The sequence below is a fragment of the Marinobacter sp. L-13 genome (assembly GCF_056857715.1).
This window is the reverse complement of record NZ_JBSXNQ010000059.1, coordinates 1-20,371: the sequence shown is the minus strand read 5'-3', so window position 1 is coordinate 20,371 and position 20,371 is coordinate 1. Positions and strand designations below refer to the sequence as shown.

At 56.9% G+C, this 20,371-nt stretch carries 12 protein-coding genes; 10 read left to right on the top strand and 2 right to left on the bottom strand.

The genetic code is table 11. The annotated features are described in order from the left end of the window. Positions 1–113 precede the first annotated feature (113 nt). Positions 114–1,175 (top strand): quinolinate synthase NadA, encoded by a 1,062-nt coding sequence (nadA, locus tag AC13DD_RS13575; protein ID WP_014577384.1) that lies wholly within the window; start codon positions 114–116, stop codon positions 1,173–1,175. On the opposite strand, the gene AC13DD_RS13570 is transcribed toward nadA, so the two are convergent. Next, a complete protein-coding gene (locus AC13DD_RS13570) occupies positions 1,176–2,609 on the bottom strand; it encodes a M48 family metalloprotease (protein WP_338354972.1) in 1,434 nt (477 codons plus the stop codon). A gap of 203 nt (positions 2,610–2,812) precedes the next feature. Here AC13DD_RS13570 and AC13DD_RS13565 point away from each other — a divergent pair, with 203 nt between their 5' ends. Both AC13DD_RS13565 and AC13DD_RS13560 read left to right on the top strand, forming a co-directional pair. Beyond that, positions 2,813–3,040, top strand: coding sequence for a sulfurtransferase TusA family protein (locus AC13DD_RS13565; RefSeq protein WP_008169116.1), 228 nt, complete (start codon positions 2,813–2,815; stop codon positions 3,038–3,040). A gap of 16 nt (positions 3,041–3,056) precedes the next feature. Continuing rightward, entirely contained in the window at positions 3,057–4,136 is a 1,080-nt protein-coding gene (locus AC13DD_RS13560) for an AI-2E family transporter (RefSeq protein WP_008169115.1), read from the top strand. Positions 4,137–4,143: 7 nt separating this feature from the next. On the opposite strand, the gene AC13DD_RS13555 is transcribed toward AC13DD_RS13560, so the two are convergent. Then, positions 4,144–4,611 carry a peroxiredoxin gene (locus AC13DD_RS13555; RefSeq protein ID WP_482931276.1) on the bottom strand — a complete coding sequence of 156 codons (468 nt, stop codon included), beginning with the start codon at positions 4,609–4,611 and terminating at the stop codon, positions 4,144–4,146. A gap of 74 nt (positions 4,612–4,685) precedes the next feature. Here AC13DD_RS13555 and dapA point away from each other — a divergent pair, with 74 nt between their 5' ends. From dapA to AC13DD_RS13520, 7 genes are all read left to right on the top strand, one after another. Then, the gene (gene dapA, locus AC13DD_RS13550) at positions 4,686–5,564 is read left to right on the top strand and encodes a 4-hydroxy-tetrahydrodipicolinate synthase (RefSeq protein WP_053112172.1); all 879 of its coding nucleotides are present in this window, start codon (positions 4,686–4,688) and stop codon (positions 5,562–5,564) included. Positions 5,565–5,599: 35 nt separating this feature from the next. Next, a complete protein-coding gene (gene bamC, locus AC13DD_RS13545; protein WP_482931275.1) occupies positions 5,600–6,697 on the top strand; it encodes an outer membrane protein assembly factor BamC in 1,098 nt (365 codons plus the stop codon). A gap of 44 nt (positions 6,698–6,741) precedes the next feature. Next, positions 6,742–7,455 (top strand): phosphoribosylaminoimidazolesuccinocarboxamide synthase, encoded by a 714-nt coding sequence (gene purC, locus AC13DD_RS13540; protein WP_008169108.1) that lies wholly within the window; start codon positions 6,742–6,744, stop codon positions 7,453–7,455. Between the two features lie 32 nt (positions 7,456–7,487). Beyond that, a complete protein-coding gene (locus AC13DD_RS13535; protein WP_014577378.1) occupies positions 7,488–8,225 on the top strand; it encodes a TIGR04219 family outer membrane beta-barrel protein in 738 nt (245 codons plus the stop codon). A 28-nt stretch (positions 8,226–8,253) separates the two neighbouring features. Next, positions 8,254–9,261 carry an NAD-dependent epimerase gene (locus AC13DD_RS13530; RefSeq protein WP_008169101.1) on the top strand — a complete coding sequence of 336 codons (1,008 nt, stop codon included), beginning with the start codon at positions 8,254–8,256 and terminating at the stop codon, positions 9,259–9,261. A gap of 139 nt (positions 9,262–9,400) precedes the next feature. Continuing rightward, positions 9,401–9,859: a lipocalin family protein gene (locus AC13DD_RS13525; protein ID WP_227497702.1), complete on the top strand. Its 459-nt coding sequence runs from the start codon at positions 9,401–9,403 to the stop codon at positions 9,857–9,859. 611 nt (positions 9,860–10,470) lie between these two features. Beyond that, the coding region (locus tag AC13DD_RS13520; protein ID WP_482931274.1) for a DUF4347 domain-containing protein at positions 10,471–20,371 on the top strand (9,901 nt) is incomplete at its 3' end.

The following is a 20,371-nucleotide window of genomic DNA, read 5'->3' as shown; positions in this document are numbered from 1 at the left end:
AAACAGGGAACAGGCAAAGCGATCACAAGTGTATGATCGCACTGTTTCAGAAACATTAAGCCTGGGGCATGAATGTTATAATGTCCGGGTTCACGCAATACAGAGACGCAGTAATGACTTACGCTGAAGACCGTATCCTTGTTCAAGAGCACCTGGCGCATGCTGCCGAGCCGAAGCCGCTCAGCGCGGACGAAAAGTCCGACCTGGAGGCTCGTATAAAATCGGCTCTGAAGGAGCAGGATGCGGTGCTTGTGGCTCACTATTACACCGATCCCGATATCCAGCGGCTTGCCGAGGAAACCGGTGGCTGTGTTGCGGACTCCCTCGAGATGGCCCGTTTTGGCAACCAACATTCGGCTTCCACCATCGTGGTTGCCGGCGTGAGGTTCATGGGCGAAACCGCCAAGATCCTGAATCCTGAAAAGCGCGTTCTGATGCCGACGCTTGAGGCGACCTGTTCCCTGGATGTGGGCTGTCCTGCCGATGAGTTCGCCGAGTTTTGTGACCAGCACCCGGATCGCACGGTCGTGGTCTACGCCAATACGTCTGCGGCCGTGAAGGCGAGGGCGGACTGGGTGGTTACCTCAAGCTGTGCCCAGGCTATTGTTGAAGATCTGGATGCCCGCGGCGAAAAAATCCTCTGGGCGCCGGACAAGCACCTGGGGCACTACGTCCAGAAAACGACGGGTGCTGATATGCTGCTCTGGGACGGTTCCTGCATCGTTCATGAGGAATTCAAATCCCGCGGGCTGGAGGATCTGAAGGCCCTTTATCCGGACGCGGCGGTACTGGTCCACCCGGAATCGCCCGATGCCGTTGTTGAGATGGCGGATGTTGTGGGTTCAACCTCGCAGCTGATTCATGCTGTCCAGACCATGCCCAACGAAAAGTTCATTGTTGCCACTGACAACGGCATTTTCTATAAGATGCAGCAACTGGCTCCGAACAAAACGCTGATTGAAGCGCCCACCGCAGGCAATGGAGCTACCTGTCGTAGCTGCGCCCATTGCCCCTGGATGGCGATGAACGGCCTTCAGAATCTGCTACAGGTACTGGAGAGGGGCGATCAGGAAGTGTTCGTGGACCCGGAACTGAGAGAGAAAGCGCTGCAGCCTCTGCAGCGCATGTTGGATTTTACCGCCAACATGAATCTCAAGGCTGCTGGCAACGCCTGATCAGCTGTTGGCCCTGGCGTGCAGACGGCTGGTGATTTCTGCCAGCCGCTCGGTCACAATCTGCCTCTGTGGCGCCCCGGCCGGCAACTTCTCCTGAGCCTGCCTTAGCTGACGCTCGGCAGACTCCAGATCGCCCATCAGAACATCGTACTCTGCCCGGGCACGATGCACGCCCACAATATTCCTTGCCATGCCCTCCGCCTCGGCCAGTTTCAGCCAGAGATGCTCCTGTCCCGGTAGCTGACGGGTCAGCTGTTTGAGATGCTCCGCCGCAGCGGCGCCATTACCATCGGCTATTTCCGTGAGGGCGAGGGTGTGGGTGATTGGATAGTTCCCCGGATTCCTCGCCAGTGCGTCTTTCAGAGTGGATCGAGCCTCGTCCACACGATCTTGTGCAAGCCTGACCTCTGCGAGGGTTACCTGGAAGGTGATTCGGCCCGGATTCGTGGCCAGCAGATCGTTCAGTATATCCACTGCCTTCTCGTATTGCCGGTCCTCGAGGTAGGCCACGGACAAGCCATACCGGATGGCATCGTTTCTCTGGGCATCCGGCCGATCGAGGTAGGCTTCAAAGGTTTCGACGGCTACGTCGGGGGAGGGCGCGTAATGCACTTGCAGCCGGCTGCGCATCAGATGGTATTCCTGGCCGTCCCGGATGTTTTCATCTGGATACTGTTCGGCACGATTCCGGGTGTCGGCCACGCGGCTCTGGGTTAACGGGTGCGTAGACAGATACTCTGGCAGTCGATTTCCCTGCATGCGGTTCTGGCGCATCATGATTTCAAACATTTCCGGCATGCCGCGAGGGTCCATCCCGGCGCTGGCCAGAATGTCCAGCCCGACCCGGTCCGCTTCCTGTTCATGGGAGCGGCTGTAGGCAAGCATGTTCTGGGCGGCCAGGGCCTGGGTCCCGGCAATGGCGGCAAAACCGATGTCAGACTGGGTGACCGCCGACAGAACAATGCCCGCAATCATACCGGCGAGTGTGAGCGGAGCGCTGGTTTCCTGCTGCTCCATGCGCCGTGCAAAATGCCGCTGGCTGAGGTGAGCAAGTTCGTGGGCGAGAACGGACGCAAATTGTTGCTCGGTCGCAGCATTGAGAAACAGACCGCCATTAACGCCTACAATGCCACCGGGCACCGCAAATGCGTTGATAGCAGGACTGTCGATCAAGGCCAGGGTCAGGTCCCGATTCTGGAGTGGGGCCGAGGGCACCAGGCGGTAGGTAATGGCGCTGAGGTAGTCATACACCAGGGGGTCGCTGATCCTCGGGGCGGATCGGCGGATAGATACCATTACCTGCTGGCCAATATCCGATTCCTGCTGGCCCGCGATCAGGCCTCCACCGGAACCGCCAATGCTCGGCAGCCTGCTCTCCTGAGCATGGCCCGGCATTGAAAAGAGCAGTAGGGCCAGCAGGGCGGTGATGGCCATTGCCGGTAGCGTTAGGGATCTGGGTTGGATAGCAATCATGTAAAGCCGGGTGCCTGTGGTCTAAATCGCCGGTTTGACAGCGGTTTGCGATAAAAAGTTCTGATCCTCTGGTTAACGAGGATTGTGATGCAATACATTATCACTGTCGGCATAATGCCTGCTTGTTAAATCCGCTTATTATTTTGTGATGGTGAATCGCTAGTATGGTTGATCGAACGCTTGATGCCTCAGGGTTGCGCTGCCCGATGCCGCTGCTGAAGACAAAGCTGGAACTGAACAGCATGGCGCCCGGTGAAGAACTCGAGGTGATTGCTACGGACGCAGGTTCCGCCAGGGATATTCCGGCCTTTCTGCAGATGTCCGATCACAAGTTGATGAGCAGTTCTGAAACCGCCGGGCAGTACCGGTTTGTGATAAAGTGCGGCGGTTAAGATTTCGGAGCTGTAAATGATCAGGACATTACGCGGTCTCGCGCACAAATACTTCTCGGATGAAGAAGCGGTCATCCTGTTCCTGATACTGGTGACAGGAACCATTTTTGTTATCTGGTTCGGTGCCATGCTTGCGCCGGCCATTGCCTCGCTGATTGTGGCCTTTATTCTGCAGGGTCTGGTCACCAAGCTCAACAAGCTGGGCGTCCCGGAGACGGTTTCCATTATTGGGGTTTTCCTGGTTTTCCTCGGCGTGCTTGTTGGCTTCCTGTTTGGCCTGCTTCCGCTGATCTGGACGCAGTTGAGCAACCTGGCCGGCGAGGCGCCACGCATTATCCGGGAGCTGCAATCCTATCTTGAGCTGTTGCCACAGCAGTATCCCCACCTGATCTCCGGAGAAGCTGTCAGCACCGTTTACAGTCAGGTGAGTACGGAAGTGGGGCACATGACCCAATGGCTGGTGTCGTTCTCGCTGTCCAGTATTCCAGATCTCGTGGCGTTGCTGATCTACATGGTGCTGGTGCCTATCCTGGTGTTCTTTTTCCTGAAGGACAGGGAGGTGCTGCTCAACTCCATCGCCCGGCTGCTGCCACCCCAGCGCCCGATGATGCTGCAGATCTGGCACGAGGTGAACCTCCAGTGCGCCAACTACGTGCGCGGCAAAGCCGTCGAGATCCTGATTGTGGGCGGCGCCACCTACATTGCCTTCAAGCTGCTGGGGATGCCTTACGCTGCGCTGCTCTCGCTGTTGGTGGGGCTGAGTGTGGTGATTCCTTATATCGGCGCGGCCGTCGTCACCATCCCTGTTGCGGTGATTGCCCTGTTCGCCTTCGGCTGGGGCAGCCAGTTCATCTGGGTGATGGTCATTTACGGTGTCATTCAGGCGCTTGACGGCAATGTTCTGGTGCCCATTCTGTTCTCGGAGGTGAACAATCTGCACCCGGTGGCCATTATCGTCGCGGTGCTGTTCTTCGGGGGAATCTGGGGCTTGTGGGGTGTTTTCTTTGCAATTCCACTGGCTACCATGCTCAAGGCGGTGTTTGCTGCCTGGCCAGTGAAGGAGTCGGCGCCGCCGGCGGAACCCGGAAGCGCCTGACAGGCACTTAAAGTGCCTTGACAGCCTCTAGCACCTCGTCAGCGTGGCCTTTCACTTTTACGCCGCGCCATTCAGCCCGCAGCACGCCATCCTTGTCGATCAGGAAGGTGCTCCGGTCAACTCCCATGTACTCCTTCCCGTAAAGCTTTTTCAGCTTGATCACGTCGAAGAGGGTGCACAGGGCCTCGTCCTTGTCTGAAATCAGGTGAAAGGGAAACTCATGCTTGGCCCGGAAATTCTCATGGGCTTTCAGGCCGTCCCTCGATACGCCGAGAATCACCGTATCAAGCTCCTCAAATTGCTTCATCCGGTCCCGGAAGTCCTGTCCCTCAGTAGTACAGCCAGGGGTGTTGTCTTTCGGATAGAAATAAATCACCACGTTCTGACCTTTCAGATTGTCCAGGCGAACAGTCTGGTCTCCGGTAGCGGGTGCTTCAAAATCCGGTACGGGTTTGTTTAACTCAACGGATGGCATGACATCTCCTTTAATTCCCTTGTGTCAGTTCGTGCCCAACATTACCATATCGGTTTTATTCGGACGGAGCTTTTATGATTACGGGTAGCCTTGTCGCACTGGTCACGCCCATGCATCCAAACGGTGACATCCACTGGGAGGATCTGGACAAGCTGGTAGACTTTCATATTGAAAACGGCACACACGGCATCGTTGCTGTGGGCACCACCGGCGAATCCGCAACGCTCGACCCGGAAGAGCATTGCCAGACCATTGGCCACATCATCAAACGTGTTAATGGTCGCATCCCGGTTATTGCGGGCACCGGCGGCAACAGCACCCGTGAGGCCATTGAACTGACGGCCGAGGCCCATAAGCTTGGCGCAGATGCCTGCCTGCTCGTTGTTCCCTACTACAACAAGCCGACCCAGGAAGGCCTGTATCAGCACTTCAAGGCGATTGCCGAAGCCGTCCCCGGCATGAACCAGATGCTGTACAACGTGCCCGGCAGGACAGCGTGCGACATGCTGAACGAGACCGTGCTCCGGCTTGCCGATATTCCGAATATCGTGGGCATCAAAGACGCCACCGGCAACATTCCCCGGGGTGCCGAACTGATTGAAGCGTTGGACGGCCGTCTGGCTGTCTATTCAGGTGATGACGCAACGGCAGCGGAACTTATGCTGGCCGGTGCCAAGGGCAACGTGTCCGTCACCGCGAACGTCGCCCCGAAGGCAATGTCCCAGCTGTGCGAAGCCGCTGTTGCCGGAAATCGTGAAGAAACCGAGCGTTTGAACGAACTGCTCATGCCCCTTAACCGGAAGCTGTTCCTCGAAGCGAATCCTATCCCGGTGAAATGGGCGCTCCATCATATGGGAATGATTGGGGAAGGCATCCGCCTGCCGCTGACCGTGCTCAGCGAAAAGTTCCATGGCGAAGTGGAAGATGCCCTCAAGGCCTCAGGTGTTCTCTGAGTTTGCTTAAATTATCCCATCACCGGAGTAACCTGATGCAGGTTCTAAAAGGAACCGGTAGTACCCTGATGTTCAAACCCGTTGTTGTCGCATCCGGGCTGTTGCTTCTGGCAGCAGCCTCGGGCTGCAGTCTGGTTGAAGACCGCTCCGAACGCTATGTGAATGCCACGGAAGGACAACCACTGGAATTGCCGGAGACCGCCGACGATTCCCGTTTCAGTCAGACCATGCCCATCCGTGATGTCCAGCCGGCCGACGCCAGCAAAATGTATCCGTCCGATATTCCGCGTCCGCCGGACATGACATCGGACATCCTTGATGAAAACTACGTTATCGAAGAGCTGGATGGTCGGCTCTGGCTCCTGGTCAATGACGTGCCGGGCAGAATCTGGCCTGCGGTAAACAGCTATCTGTCCGAGCGGGGTCTTGGCGTCGGCTTCGACAGTCCACAGTTGGGCATCCTGCAGACCGAACTTGCAAATTTCAGCAAGCGTGCCCGAAACCTTGTAGAGCTGTCGGATAACCCATCTGCCGGCGAACAGAAAGTCGTTCTTCAAGTTCGGATGGCTCCCGGTGTGCGACGCAAGACCACAGAGATGCAGGTACGCCGGCTTGATGTTGAAGATCAGCCGGATGAGCTGATCCCCTGGACTGGCGTTTCTGATCCCTCCGAGCAGGCTCTGGAATTGCAGAGACGCCTGCTGTCCGATCTGGGTGACTTTCTCAGGGCGCGTGAAGAAACCAAGTCCTTTTCCCGGGCGGCATCCGGAATGGTCAGCGATCCGTTGGTTCGCCTGATCTCGGAAAACGATGAAGCCGTCGCGATCCGCATGGAGCTTGATTATGGTCGTTCCTGGGCGGAAGTAAGCCGGGCACTTACAGATTCCGGCATTCCCGTTGTCGATCTGAACCGCAGTGAAGGCTGGTTCCATGTCGATTTCCGCACCGAAGACGAGCGGGATCCGGGCTGGTTCAGCTGGTTCAGTGACAAGGACGCACCCCAGCATACTCACACAGTCAGCCTTAGCCAGCAGAGCGACGCCATTGTCATCTCTGCCGAGGACGTTCCGGGTTACACTGGCAGCCGGACGACGCCGGATCTGCTCGAGCAACTGTTCGATTACCTATACTGATTCAGGAAGAGGCCGCCAGAGGCGGCCGCTTTTCGGAGACCCCAATGGAAAAACGCGAAGAACTCTACGCCGGCAAGGCAAAATCCGTCTACCGTACCGACAACCCCGAACGTTTCGTGCTGGTATTCCGTGACGACACATCCGCCTTCGACGGTGAGAAAAAGGAACAGCTCAATCGCAAGGGCATGGTGAACAACAAGTTCAATGCGTTCATCATGGAGAAGCTGGAGGCGGCAGGTGTGCCGACCCATTTTGAAGGGTTGCTGTCGTCCACCGAATCGCTCGTCAAGAAGCTGGATATGATTCCGGTTGAATGCGTGGTTCGCAATGTTTCCGCCGGCAGTCTCTGCCGTCGTCTTGGCGTGGCGGAGGGGCAGGAACTGAATCCGCCCACCTACGAACTGTTCCTCAAGAACGACGCACTCCACGATCCGATGGTCAACGAATCCCTGGCCGTCAGCTTTGGCTGGGCCGCGGCGGATGAGCTGGAGCAGATGAAATCGTTGACCTATCGGGTTAACGACGTGCTCAAGGCCCTGTTTGATGAGGCAGGCATGCTGCTTGTGGATTACAAGCTGGAGTTTGGTCGCTGCGAGGGCAAGATCGTTCTGGGTGACGAATTCAGTCCGGACGGTTGCCGGATCTGGGACAAGGAAACCCGCAAGAAAATGGATAAGGATCGTTTCCGTCAGGGGCTTGGCGAAGTGATCGAAACGTACGAAGAAGTCGGGCGCCGTCTGGGAATCCAGTTCGACTGACTGAAACTGACAACAAATTCAAAAGGTGTGTCATGCGTAAACTGATGCTTGCTGTAGGTGGTTCACTGTTTCTGGTGGCGCCTGTGTCACAGGCAGATGTGGTTGGTCTTGGAGCCAGTGTAAGTTACTGGGATTCGGATCTGTCCGGCCAGGCTGCTGACAACGGTGATGTGGTTGATGTAGAAAATGACCTCAACCTGGACAGCGATTCGAATGCGAATGCGTCCCTGTATCTTGAGCATCCGATTCCGGTGCTTCCCAATGTTCGATTGAACTACACTCTGGTACAGCAGAGTGGTCGTGGCCAGGTAAATGGTAACTTTGGCGGCGTGAATTTTGGTGGCCTTGATGTTCAGTCTGATCTCGATTTGGAGCAACTGGATCTGACTCTTTACTACGAGGTGCTTGATAACTGGGTGAACCTGGATCTTGGCCTTACCGCACGGGATCTGTCCGGAGAGCTTATTGTTAAAGAGGCCTTAACAGGCACGCCTTCGAACGAAACCACGGTCGATGCGGTCATACCCATGGGCTACCTCGCCGCTCGTTTCGACCTGCCACTAACGGGTGTTTCCGTAGGTGCTGAGGGCAACTTCATCAGCTTCGACGGTGACTCTCTGCACGATTTCAACGCCTACGGCCAGTACGAGATCTCATTGATCCAGTTCCGCGCAGGCTATCGTCAGATGTCTATTGATTACGAAGATGGCAATGACCGGCTTGATGTCGAGATAGGCGGACCGTTCGTGAGTGCCGGGGTCTCGTTCTGAGACCGGCAGTCTTTTCAGGGAGAGACACGTGAAGATTCTTGTTACCGGAACGGCCGGTTTTATCGGCTCACACCTGGCTCATCGCCTTCTTGATCGGGGTGATGAAGTCATTGGCGTTGATAACGTCAATGATTACTACGATGTGAACCTGAAGGAAGCGCGGCTGAAGCGCCTGACCGACAAAGCCGGTTTTACCGAAGTCCGTCAGGATGTGGCTGACCGCGCTGCCATGGAAGCCCTTTTCGCCGAGCACAAACCCGAGCGGGTAGTGCACCTGGCGGCCCAGGCGGGTGTCCGGTATTCCATCGAGAATCCTCACGCTTATGTGGACGCCAACCTCGTTGGTTTCATGAACATCCTTGAAGGGTGCAGGCACAATAAGGTCGAGCACCTCGTCTATGCGTCCAGCAGCTCGGTGTACGGTGCCAACGAGACCATGCCGTTCTCGGTGCACGACAACGTGGATCACCCGCTGAGTCTCTACGCGGCCTCCAAGAAGGCCAATGAGCTCATGGCCCATACATACAGCCATCTCTATAATCTGCCGACCACTGGTCTGCGGTTTTTTACTGTCTATGGTCCCTGGGGCCGACCGGATATGGCGTTGTTTATCTTCACCAAGAAGATACTCGCCGGAGAGCCCATCGACGTTTTCAATCACGGCCACCATCGTCGGGATTTCACTTACATTGACGACATTGTGGAAGGCGTGATTCGCACCCTGGATCATGTGGCCGAGCCCAACGATCAGTGGAGCGGTGCAACTCCGGACCCCGGCACCAGCAAGGCGCCGTACCGGTTGTATAACATCGGAAGTAACAACCCGGTTGAGCTGTCCCGGTTCATCGAGATTATTGAGGAACGGGTTGGCAAGAAAGCGGAGAAAAACCTGCTTCCTTTGCAGCCCGGCGATGTTCCCGCCACCTACGCCAATGTCGATGATCTGATCGACGACGTAGGGTACAAGCCGGCCACTCCCGTAGAGGAGGGGATTGCCCGATTTGTAGACTGGTATCGGGACTTTTACAACGTATGAATCAAGGGCCAGCAACTGCTGGCCCTTCTCGTATCTGATATTTAAAAATGGTGCGCTAACGATGATGGCAGTGTTAAGAAGATGGTCCTTGATAGCCGGGCTTGTAGCCCTGTCCGGTTGCACCGGCCTTCCGGAGGACATGGAGCCAGTCACCGGTTTTGATGGCGACCGCTACCTGGGTACCTGGTACGAAATCGCCCGCCTGGACCATTCTTTCGAGCGCGGTCTCACCAATGTTCGTGCCGAATACAGCCGTAATGATGACGGCAGCATAAAGGTCATCAACCGCGGGTATAACGCTGAAGAAGAGAAATGGGAGGAAGCTGACGGCCGCGCCGTATTTGTCGAAGACGAAAACACAGGCCATCTGAAGGTGTCTTTCTTTGGGCCCTTTTACGCCTCTTACGTGGTGTTCGAGCTCGACAAGAAAGAGTATTCGTATGCCTATGTGACCGGTTACGATCGGGACTATCTCTGGTTTCTCTCACGCACGCCGGAAGTCAGCGAAGGGGCGATTGAGGCGTTCAGGGAGCGGGTAATAGAAGAGGGATTTGATCTGGAAGAGTTGATCATAGTGGAGCATGACGAGAACCTCTAGGATCAGTGGACCAATCAGATTCGATCTGGGTCATACAACATCTGAAAGTTGACATGGTCGTGGTTTATCAAATTGAGTTATGTAAAGGCCCTATCCAATTAGACTGTCTAGCTGTTTTACGCCCCTCCACCAATGCCTTTACGTGATGCCAGAAAAATAGGAACAACAAGTCGTGGTGACTCATATACTGAATACTCAGCAGCAAAGGTTTCCAACTGTCCAGGAACTTTACATGCCGTGAGCATGCCGAGACATGCAGCCGTGCAACTAATTCAGTATTTAACCTATTGAATATATCCCCTGCTTAAGGCGTCGGTTGGGTGTGTGGGGTGAATGACGAAATGTCCAAAAAATTTACACCATCCTCGTGCATCTGGGCCAAACAGGGTGTTTTCAAATATCTTTAAGAAATAAATTATTGTTTCGCAGCAAAAAAAACTTTGTGGTTTGGTTTTTGCTCAAGCACATCAAGTGGTCGATTACCCTGCCTGAGTGAATTATTGGGATTTAAGCCGTCTCGACCCGAGGGCATGCTGTAAAGGATTATGGATCAGTAAATCCTTGTGCCAATAACACCCGCATCCGGATTTCGTGCTGCGCATTCGTGTGTCATGCCGCCGGGTTCTTCATGGATTGAAACTCTAGAAGGGGTTCTCGACGTGAACATGGTACTCAATTCTCAGACCAATAACCCATCCAAAACCCTACTCATTGCTGACGCCGAACTGAAAGGCATAGAACTACTCCTGTCCGGTGAACTGAAAGCCGACCACATCTTGCTAGTCCAGCGTGATGATGACGCCTTGTTTAAATTGGAGCGCTATCTGAACTCGGCAGGTCGCGAATTCAGTCAATACTTTATTTTGTGTCACGGCGCCCCCGGAAAATTAAAGTTGGGGGCACATGAGATTGATACGAACCAGTTGGCAGTGCGAACAAGTCTGAACCTGGGGCTTTCAAAGTGGATGCGCGGGAAGAGATTAGGGCTGATCGCGTGCAGCGTCTCAGCTCAGGAGTGTGGGGTGCGTCTGCTGGAGGCATTGGGCCAGCATTGGGGCGTTAGGGTTTCTGCATCCCCAACCAAATTGGGTCATACCGAAGCGGGCAGAAACTGGGCGATTATGGATAATTCGGGTACGACTTCCACTCTCCCGCTTTCATCCTTTGCCATGGCCACCTATGAGTACTCACTCGATGACAACCCCTTTGATGAGGGCAAGGTGAACCTCTACACCAGTGGTGATCAGGATGAGCCCGTCATACGCACGTTGGCCGATGGCAGCTATATCCTGGTCTGGACGTCGCAGAATCAGGATGGCAGTGGCGACGGTATCTTTGCGCAGCGTTTCAGCGAGTCCGGCGCCCGCCTCGGTGCGGAATTTCAGATCAGTGACTCCGCCATCGGGGATCAGAACACAGCGGCAGTGGCCGCTCTGTCGGGAGGTGGTTATGTGGTGACCTGGGAAGCCGCCGATGGGAGCGGAACCGGCATCTACAAACAGCAGTTTGATGCCAGCGACCAGCCTTTAGGTGGCGTCGCGTTGGTCAATACCTCCACCTCTAGCTCTCAGTATGAGGCGCAGGTGACAGGGCTGACCGATGGCGGATATGTGGTGGTTTGGCGTGATGGCGGCAGCCTGGACGGCAGTGGCGACGGGGTTTTTGCGCAACGCTACGATGCCGCCGGCAATGCCGTGGGAAGTGAATTCCAGGTCAATACCGAATTTTCCAGCTCCCAGTTTCAACCCAGTGTCAGCCCTCTCGGGGATGGTTTTGTGGTGGCCTGGGCGTCTTTTACCAGTGGCACTGCCGGCGACGGCAGCGGCTACGGCATTTTTGTGCAGCGCTACAGCGATACGGGGACAGCGCTCGGCGGGGAGGTCCAGATCAATCTGGAAACATCGGGCAATCAGACCGAGCCGAGGGTTACTGAACTCGCCAGCGGTAACTTTGTGGTGGTCTGGACTTCTGCAACCAGTGGGTCTGCCGGGGATGGTTCCAGTGACGGGGTGTTCGCGCGTTTATTCAATGCCAGTGGCACACCGCTTAGTGGCGAGATACAGGTCAATACCACCACGAGCAGTAACCAGCAGGACTCCGCCATTACCGCCCTTGCAGGCGGTGGTTTCGTTATTGTCTGGACCGATCAGAGTGGCGCAGACGGCAGTAGCAGTGGGGTTTTTGGTCAGGAGTTTGACGCGTCCGGCAATCCAGTAGGTTCTGAGTTCCAGGTGAACGAAGAGATCAGCAGTGTCCAGTACCAGCCCACGGTGACTGCGCTGGATAATGGCGGTTATGTGGTCGCCTGGTCTTCCTTTACCAGTGGCTCTGCCGGTGACGGCAGTGGTTACGGCATCTTCAGCAAGACCTTTGGCGATCCTGCTGCTTTTTCGATTCAGGCCAGCCCGGAAGTGGACGGCATTCACACCAACGTCACCTATGATGAGAACGACCTCAACAGCGCTCCGCAGCTGATTGATACCAACGGTGCGTCGGCAGTCAGCGATGCAGACTCGGCCAACTTTGATGGAGGCACCCTGATTGTCAGCCGGATCACCGGTTTCGGTATCTTTGATCAGTTCGGACAGGATGCAGAGTCTCAGGAACAGTTCGGTATCCGCAATCAGGGCACCGCTGCCGGCCAGATTGGTGTGTCAGGCACCGACGTAACTTATGGCGGCATCGTTATCGGATCCATCACGTCAGACGGCAGCAACGGCGGTGATCTGGTGGTCACGCTCAATGCCAGTGCCAATCCCACCAGTGTTGAAGCGTTGGTTGAAAATCTCACCTATGAGAATACGTCGGACGATCCGGTGGCTTCCCGGGATATCACCATTCAGCTCAGCGACGGTGACGGCGGTACTTCTGAGCCGGTCATAGTAACCATCAATATCACGCCATCCACGGACGGCGTTGGACCGGTGTTTGGTGAACGTCAGGTCAACAGCTTTGTGGAGGGGGAGCAGCGTGAGCCGTCGGTCGCCTCTTTGGCCGATGGCGGTTATGTCGTGATTTGGGAATCGGATAACGAAGACGGCTCCGGCTATGGGATTTTTGCTCAGCGTTATACTGCGGAGGGCGTGATTACCGGGCCGGAGTTCATCGTCAATTCCCAAATTTTTGGTGATCAGGTCGACGCGCGGGTCACCGGCCTTGATGGTGGTGGTTTTGTCGTGAGCTGGACCGACCAGGTGTCCAGCGCCGATGGCTCGGGCTATGGGGTTTTTGCCCAGCGCTTTGGTGCGGATGGGCTGCCCGCGGGCAGTGAGTTTCTGGTCAATACCACGACCAGTTCCTTTCAGTATGAATCGGCGATTGCCGCACTGAATGACGGTGGTTTTGTCGCGGTCTGGCGGGATGATAGTGGCTCGGACGGCAGCTCTGCCGGTGTGCAAGGGCAACGGTTCGACGCGGCAGGTAATCCGGTCGGAGGTGAATTTCAGGTCAATACCGAATTCAGCTCTTTTCAGTATGAGCCCAGCGTCAGTGGCCTGAGTGGCGGCGGGTTTGTGGTGACCTGGACGTCCTTCACGTCCGGGTCTGCCGGGGACGGCAGCGGTCAGGGCATCTTTGCCCAGCGTTACGATGCAGCCGGTAACCCCCAGGGTGGTGAGTTCCTGGTCAACACCGAAGTGACTGGCGATCAGAGAGAATCGGTGGTGGCGGGTCTGGCCGATGGCACCTTTGTGGTGGCCTGGACGGATCAGAGCGGGCTGGACACCTCTAACTACGGTGTCTATGCCCAGCATTATGCGGCGGATGGCAGTGCCTTGGGCGGCCAGTTCCGGGTGAATGAAAACGTTTCCAGCAACCAGTACGAACCGGCTATCACCGCGTTGGACGGTGGCGGGTTTGTGATCAGTTGGCGGGATGACAGTGGCCGCGACGGCAGTGGCACGGGCGTCTTTGCGCAGCAGTATGATGCGACAGCCAGCCGGGTCGACGGCGAGTTTCAGGTCAATACCGAATTCTCCAGTACCCAGAGCCAGGTGGCACTGGCCGGACTTTCTGGCGACAACTTCGTGGCGGTTTGGCGTTCTCAGAATAGCGGCACCGCCGGCGATGGCAGTGGCGGCGGCATCTTCCAGCAGTTGTTTGGGGAGCCGGCAGACTTTGGTAGCCAAGCCTCGCCCATCTTATCGGAGTTCACGCCCGAAGTGACATTCTCGGAAGCAGCACTGAATGCCGGCGCACTGCTGCTGGATGCGAATCAGTCTGTCTACGTGGCGGACAGTGATTCAGCTGACTTTGACGGCGGTAGTCTGCTGGTCACTCGACTGGGCCTGCTCGAACCAATACTCGATCAGTTTGAGAGCCCCGATGATGGTACTCAGGATCAGTTGAGCGTTCAGAATCAGGGCGTCGGCGCCGGCCAGATCGGTGTCAGCGGAAGCAGTGTAACCTACGAAGGGGGAGTCATCGGCACCATCGTTTCAGATGGCAGCAACGGTAGCCGACTGGAGATCACCTTCAACAGTAATGCCGATGCAGCCGCCGTAGAAGCGCTGGTCGAGCGCCTAACCTACGCCAATACCTCCGACGATCCGGTGCCATTCCGGCAGTTCCGGATTCAAATCAGCGATGGTGATGGTGGTACATCTGAACCCGTGGTGGTCAAGGTCAACGTCACGCCGGAACAGGACGGTGTTGCACCCGTGTTTGGCGAACGCCAGGTCAACAGCTTTGTGGAAGGTGAACAGCGTGAGCCGTCAGTTGCTTCTCTGGCCGATGGCGGTTACGTGGTGGTTTGGGATTCAGACGGGGAGGACGGTTCCGGCTATGGCATTTTTGGTCAGCGGTATACCGCCGAGGGGGTGATCACCGGGCCGGAGTTCATCGTCAATTCCCAGATTTTTGGTGATCAGGTTGAAGCCCAGGTTACTGGCCTTAACGGTGGCGGGTTTGTCGTAAGCTGGACCGATCAGTCGTCGAATGCAGATGGGTCTAGTTGGGGAATCTTCGCCCAGCGTTTTGGCGCAGACGGTCTGCCCGCGGGCGGCGAGTTCCTGGTGAATACCACCACCAGCTCCTCTCAGCAGGAATCGGCCATTGCCGCATTGAATGACGGCGGCTTTGTCGCAGTCTGGCAGGATAATGGGGGTGCGGACGGCAGTAGCTCTGGAGTGCTGGGGCAGCGGTTCGATTCGGCGGGTAACCCGGTTGGGGGTGAATTTCAGGTCAATACCGAATTCAGCTCTTTTCAATACGAGCCCAGCGTCAGTGGCTTGAGTGGCGGCGGTTTTGTGGTGACCTGGACGTCTGCTACGTCCGGGTCTGCCGGTGACGGCAGCGGGCAGGGCATCTTTGCCCAGCGTTACGATGCAGCCGGTAACCCCCTGGGTGGCGAGTTTCTGGTCAACACCGAAGTGACCGGCGAGCAGAGAGAATCGGTGGTGGCGGGTCTGGCCGATGGCACCTTTGTGGTGGCCTGGACGGATCAGAGCGGGCTGGACACCTCTAACTACGGTGTCTATGCCCAGCATTATGCGGCGGATGGCAGTGTTCTGGGCGGCCAATTCCGGGTCAACGAAAACGTTTCCAGCAACCAGTACGAACCGGCCATCACTGCGTTGGACGGCGGCGGGTTTGTCATTAGCTGGCGGGATGACAGTGGTCGCGACGGCAGTGGCACGGGCGTCTTTGCGCAGCAGTATGATGCGGCAGCCAGCCGGGTCGACGGCGAGTTTCAGGTCAATACCGAATTCTCCAGTACCCAGAGCCAGGTGGCACTGGCGGGACTTTCTGGCGACAACTTTGTGGCGGTTTGGCGTTCTCAGAACAGCGGCACCGCTGGCGATGGCAGTGGCGGCGGCATCTTCCAGCAGTTGTTTGGGGAGCCGGCAGACTTCGGCAGCCAAGCCTCGCCGACGCTGGAAGGCGTTAACACTGAATTGGATTTGTTTGAGGGGGATGTCAACACGACGCCGCAGCTGCTGGATGCCAACGGGGCAGTCGCTTTGAGTGATCTGGACAGCAGCGATTTTGACGGCGGCATGGTGCTGGTTTCCCGGCAGATTATTCCCGTGCCTTTATTGGGCCAGCTCAACGTACCGGATGACGCCACACAGGATCAGTTGGGCGTCAGGAATGAGGGTCCCGGCGCAGGACAGATTGGAGTATCCGGTACAGCGGTTACCTATGGGGGCATCGTCATCGGAACCATTGCCTCCGATGGCAGTAATGGATCCAACCTGCAGATTGACCTGAACAGCAATGCGACGGTAGAGGCGGTTGAAGCGCTGGTCGAAAACCTGACCTATGCCAACCCCTCAGATGACCCGGTAGACACCCGCCAGTTCCGTATTCAGGTAAGCGATGGAGATGGCGGCACAAGCGAACCGGCGTTAGTTAACGTCAATATCATTCCGGAAGTTGATGGTGTTGAAGCCATAGGGGCAGAAACTCAGGTCAACACAGAAACGGCGGCGGAACAATCCGAGCCGTCAGCAGCGACCTTGTCTGATGGCAGTTACATTGTCGTTTGGCGCTCCGATAGCAGCGGTGGCAGTGCGGATGGCAGTGGCTTCGGTATCTTTGGCCAGCGCTTTGCCGCTGACGGCTCGCCGCTCGGCACGGAGTTCCAGATCAATACACAAGCGGTGAATGCCCAGGATCAACCGGATGTGGCTGCGTTGACGGGCGGCGGTTTTGTCGTGACCTGGAGGGATCAAAATAGCAGCACCGATGGTTCGTCCAGTGCGGTGTCTGCCCAGCGTTTTGACAATGCGGGCGTGTCTCAGGGCAGCGAGTTTGTGGTTAACAGCACAACATCTAGCGGTCAGTATGAACCGGCGATTGCCGAACTCAATGATGGTGGTTTTGTTGTCGTCTATCGTGATGATAGTGGCTCGGACGGCAGCTCTTCCGGTGTTCAAGGTCAACGATTTGACGCGGCGGGTAATCCTGTCGGCACTGAGTTTCAGGTCAACACGGAAACCGGTTCATTCCAGTATGAGCCGGGTGTGAGCAGCCTCGCTGGTGGCGGTTTTGTTGTTACCTGGACGTCCTCTACCTCCGGTTCTGCCGGTGACGGCAGCGGCCAAGGCATTTTTGCCCAGCGCTACGACGCGGCTGGTAACCCTGTGGGTAGCGAGTTTTTGGTGAACACCGGAGTGTCCGGTGATCAGCGGGAGTCGGTGGTGGCGGGCTTGGCTGACGGCACCTTTGTGGTGGCCTGGACGGATCGGGCCGCTCTGGATGCCTCGTCCTGGGGCGTATTTGGCCAGCACTTTGCGGCAGATGGCACGCCGTTGGGTGAGCAATTCCGGGTCAATGAAAGCACATCCAGCAACCAGTACGAACCGGCGATTACCGCCATTGATAACGGCGGTTTTGTGATTAGTTGGCGCGACGACAGCGGCCGCGATGGCAGCGGTGCAGGTGTGTTTGGGCAGCAGTATGATGCCAGTGCCGCCCGGGTTGACGGTGAGTTTCAGGTCAACACCGAATTCAGCAGCAGTCAGTACGAACCGGCGCTGACCCACTCGGCAGGCGGTGGTTTCGTCGCCCTGTGGAGCTCGTTAACGAGTGGTACTGCGGGGGATGGCAGCTCCTCCGGTATCTTCATGCAGCGCTTCCAGGATGCCTCGCCGGCGCCTTATGAGCCGCCGTCTGATCTGCTGAATGAACGGCCAGTGAATGTGTTCACCAGCGCAGATCAGGATGCTCCAGCCTCTGCCACCCTGACGGATGGAAGTTACGTGCTGGTATGGACGTCTGCCGGTCAGGACGGCGACGGCGATGGCATCTTCGCCCAGCGTTTCAATGCCTCCGGCGAACGTATCGGGCCGGAATTTCAGGCCAATACCCAACCCATCGGGCAGCAGTATCAGGCGGAAATCGGCGCGTTGAATGACGGCGGGTTTGTCATTTCCTGGACCGCCAATACCGGTCAGGACGGCAGTGGTTCGGGTGTGTTTGCCCAGCGCTACGATGCTGCGGGAGCGAGTGTCGGTGGCGAATTCCAGGTTAACACCGAAACCAGCAGTACTCAGGATAGCCCGGTGGTCGCTGGCCTCAGCGGCGGTGGCTTTGTCGTGATCTGGGATTCCAACAACAGTGGCACTGCAGGTGATGGCAGTGGCGACGGGGTTTTTGGTCAACGATATGATGCCGCCGGTAGCCCGGTCGGCTCCGAGTTTCAGGTAAATACCGAGTTTTCCAGTAATCAGAATGATCCGGCGGTGTCGGCGCTGGGCACTGGATTTATCGTGACCTGGACCTCCAACACCTCGGGCAGTGCCGGCGACGGCAGCGGTCTGGGCGTGTTCGCCCAACGTTATGATGCCAGCGGCACGCCGTTGGGCACCGAGTTCCAGGTTAATGTCGAAACAGCTTCTACGCAGGACGAGTCCGAGGTTGTCGAACTGGCCGGTGGCAATTTCGCGGTGGTCTGGACATCTACGACCAGCGGTTCCGCAGGAGATGGCAGCAGTAATGGCGTGTTTGCCCGGCTTTTTGATGCTGCGGGCACCGCGTTGACCGGTGAGGTGTTGGTGAATACCACGACTGCTTCCAATCAGGAAGACGCTTCTATTGCTGCCTTGTCCGGTGGCGGCTTTGTGGTGACCTGGACCGATAATAGCGGCTCGGATGGCAGTGGCTGGGGCGTCTTTGGGCAGGAATTCGACGCCGCCGGCACCCCAGTGGGGGCGGAGTTCCAGGTCAACCAGGAGTTCACCAGCACCCAGTACCAGCCGACGGTTACCGGTCTTGCAAACGACACCTTTGCCGTCGCCTGGAGTTCTTTCACCAGCGGGTCAGCTGGCGATGGCAGTGGTTACGGGGTGTTCCAGCGTTTATTCGGCGATGCCGCCGATTTCACGGTGCAGGCGGATCCTGAGCTGGAAGGCCTGCCCAGCGTCGTCAGTTACCTGGAAAACGACCTGAATGCAGCACCTCAGCTGATTGATACCAACGGCGCTGTCGCGGTCAGCGATATGGATTCAGCCGATTTCGAGGGCGGCCAGTTGGTGGTCAGCCGGCTGGTTGGTTTTGGTTCGGCCGATCAGTTTGGTTTGGATGCCGAATCACAGGAACAGTTGGGTATCCGCAACCAGGGTAACGCCAACGGCGAGATCGGGGTGAGCGGCAGCAGTGTGTCTTATGGTGGCACCGTTATAGGCAGCATCCTGAGCGACGGCAATAATGGGGATGACCTGATTGTTGAGTTCAACAGTAATGCCGCTGCTGAAGCGGTGGAGGCACTGGCCGAAAATCTGACCTATCAGAACACCTCCAGTGATCCGATTACCTCTCGCCAGTACACTGTCCAGATTAGCGATGGCGACGGCGGCAGTTCCGACCCCCATCTGTTCACCATAAACATAGAGCCTGAGATCGACGGCGCAGCACCTGTGTTTGGTGAACGCCAGACCAACAGCTTTGTCAGCGGATCGCAGGAAGATCCGGCCGTGGCGGCTCTGGCCGATGGTGGTTATGTCATCGTCTGGGGATCTGACGATCAGGATGGCTCTGCCAGCGGGGTATTCGGTCAGCGCTATAACGCCGATGGTGTATTGGTGGGACCGGAATTTCTGGTCAACAGCAATGTGCTGGGCAGTCAGGTGGATCCTCAGGTCACCGGTCTTGTCGGGGGCGGGTTTGTCGTCACCTGGACGGACCAGGATTCCAATGCCGACGGGTCAAGCTGGGGCATCAAGGCTCAGCAGTATGCTGCCGATGGCTCAGCGGTTGGTTCGGAATTTATTGTCAACACTATCACCTCCAGCACCCAGTATGAGCCGGCCATCGCCGCATTGAATGATGGTGGCTACGTAATCGCCTACCGCGATGGCGGTAACGCTGATGGCAGCGCTGACGGTGTATTCGCCCAGCGCTACGACGCCTCCGGCGCTACTGTGGGTAGCGAGTTCCAGGTCAACACCCAGACCAGTTCCAACCAGTTCGATCCAGGCGTGGCGTCGCTGGCCGATGATGGGTTTGTGGTGGTCTGGACGTCGGTGACCAGTGGCAGCGCCGGTGATGGTGATGGCTGGGGCACCTTCGGCCAGCGTTTTGACGCAGCCGGTAATGCGGTTGGCGGTGAATTCCAGGTCAATACCAACATCCAGAGCTCTCAGTATGAAGCGGTTGTTACCGGTCTGACCGGTGGCGCCTTTGTGGTCACCTCGCGGGATGACAGTGGCCTCGATGGCAGGGGTAGTGGCATCTTTGCCCAGCTTTATGATGCCGGCGGTGCCCCGGTCGGCGGGGAATTCCGGGTCAATGAGACCAGGTCCAATTTACAGACTGAACCGGCTATTGCCGCTTTGGACAACGGACGCTTTGCGGTTGCCTGGCGCGATGGCAACACTGCAGACGATATTTTCGCGCAACAGTATGACGCGGCCGGTAATCGTATTGATCGCGAGTTCAGGGTCAATACCGAAACCGCAAGCACTCAGGCGTCACCGGCCATCGCAGGCCTGCCGGGTGGCAATTTTGTAGTGGCCTGGCAGTCGTTCACAAGTGGCTCTGCCGGTGATGGCAGTAACTATGGAATCTCAC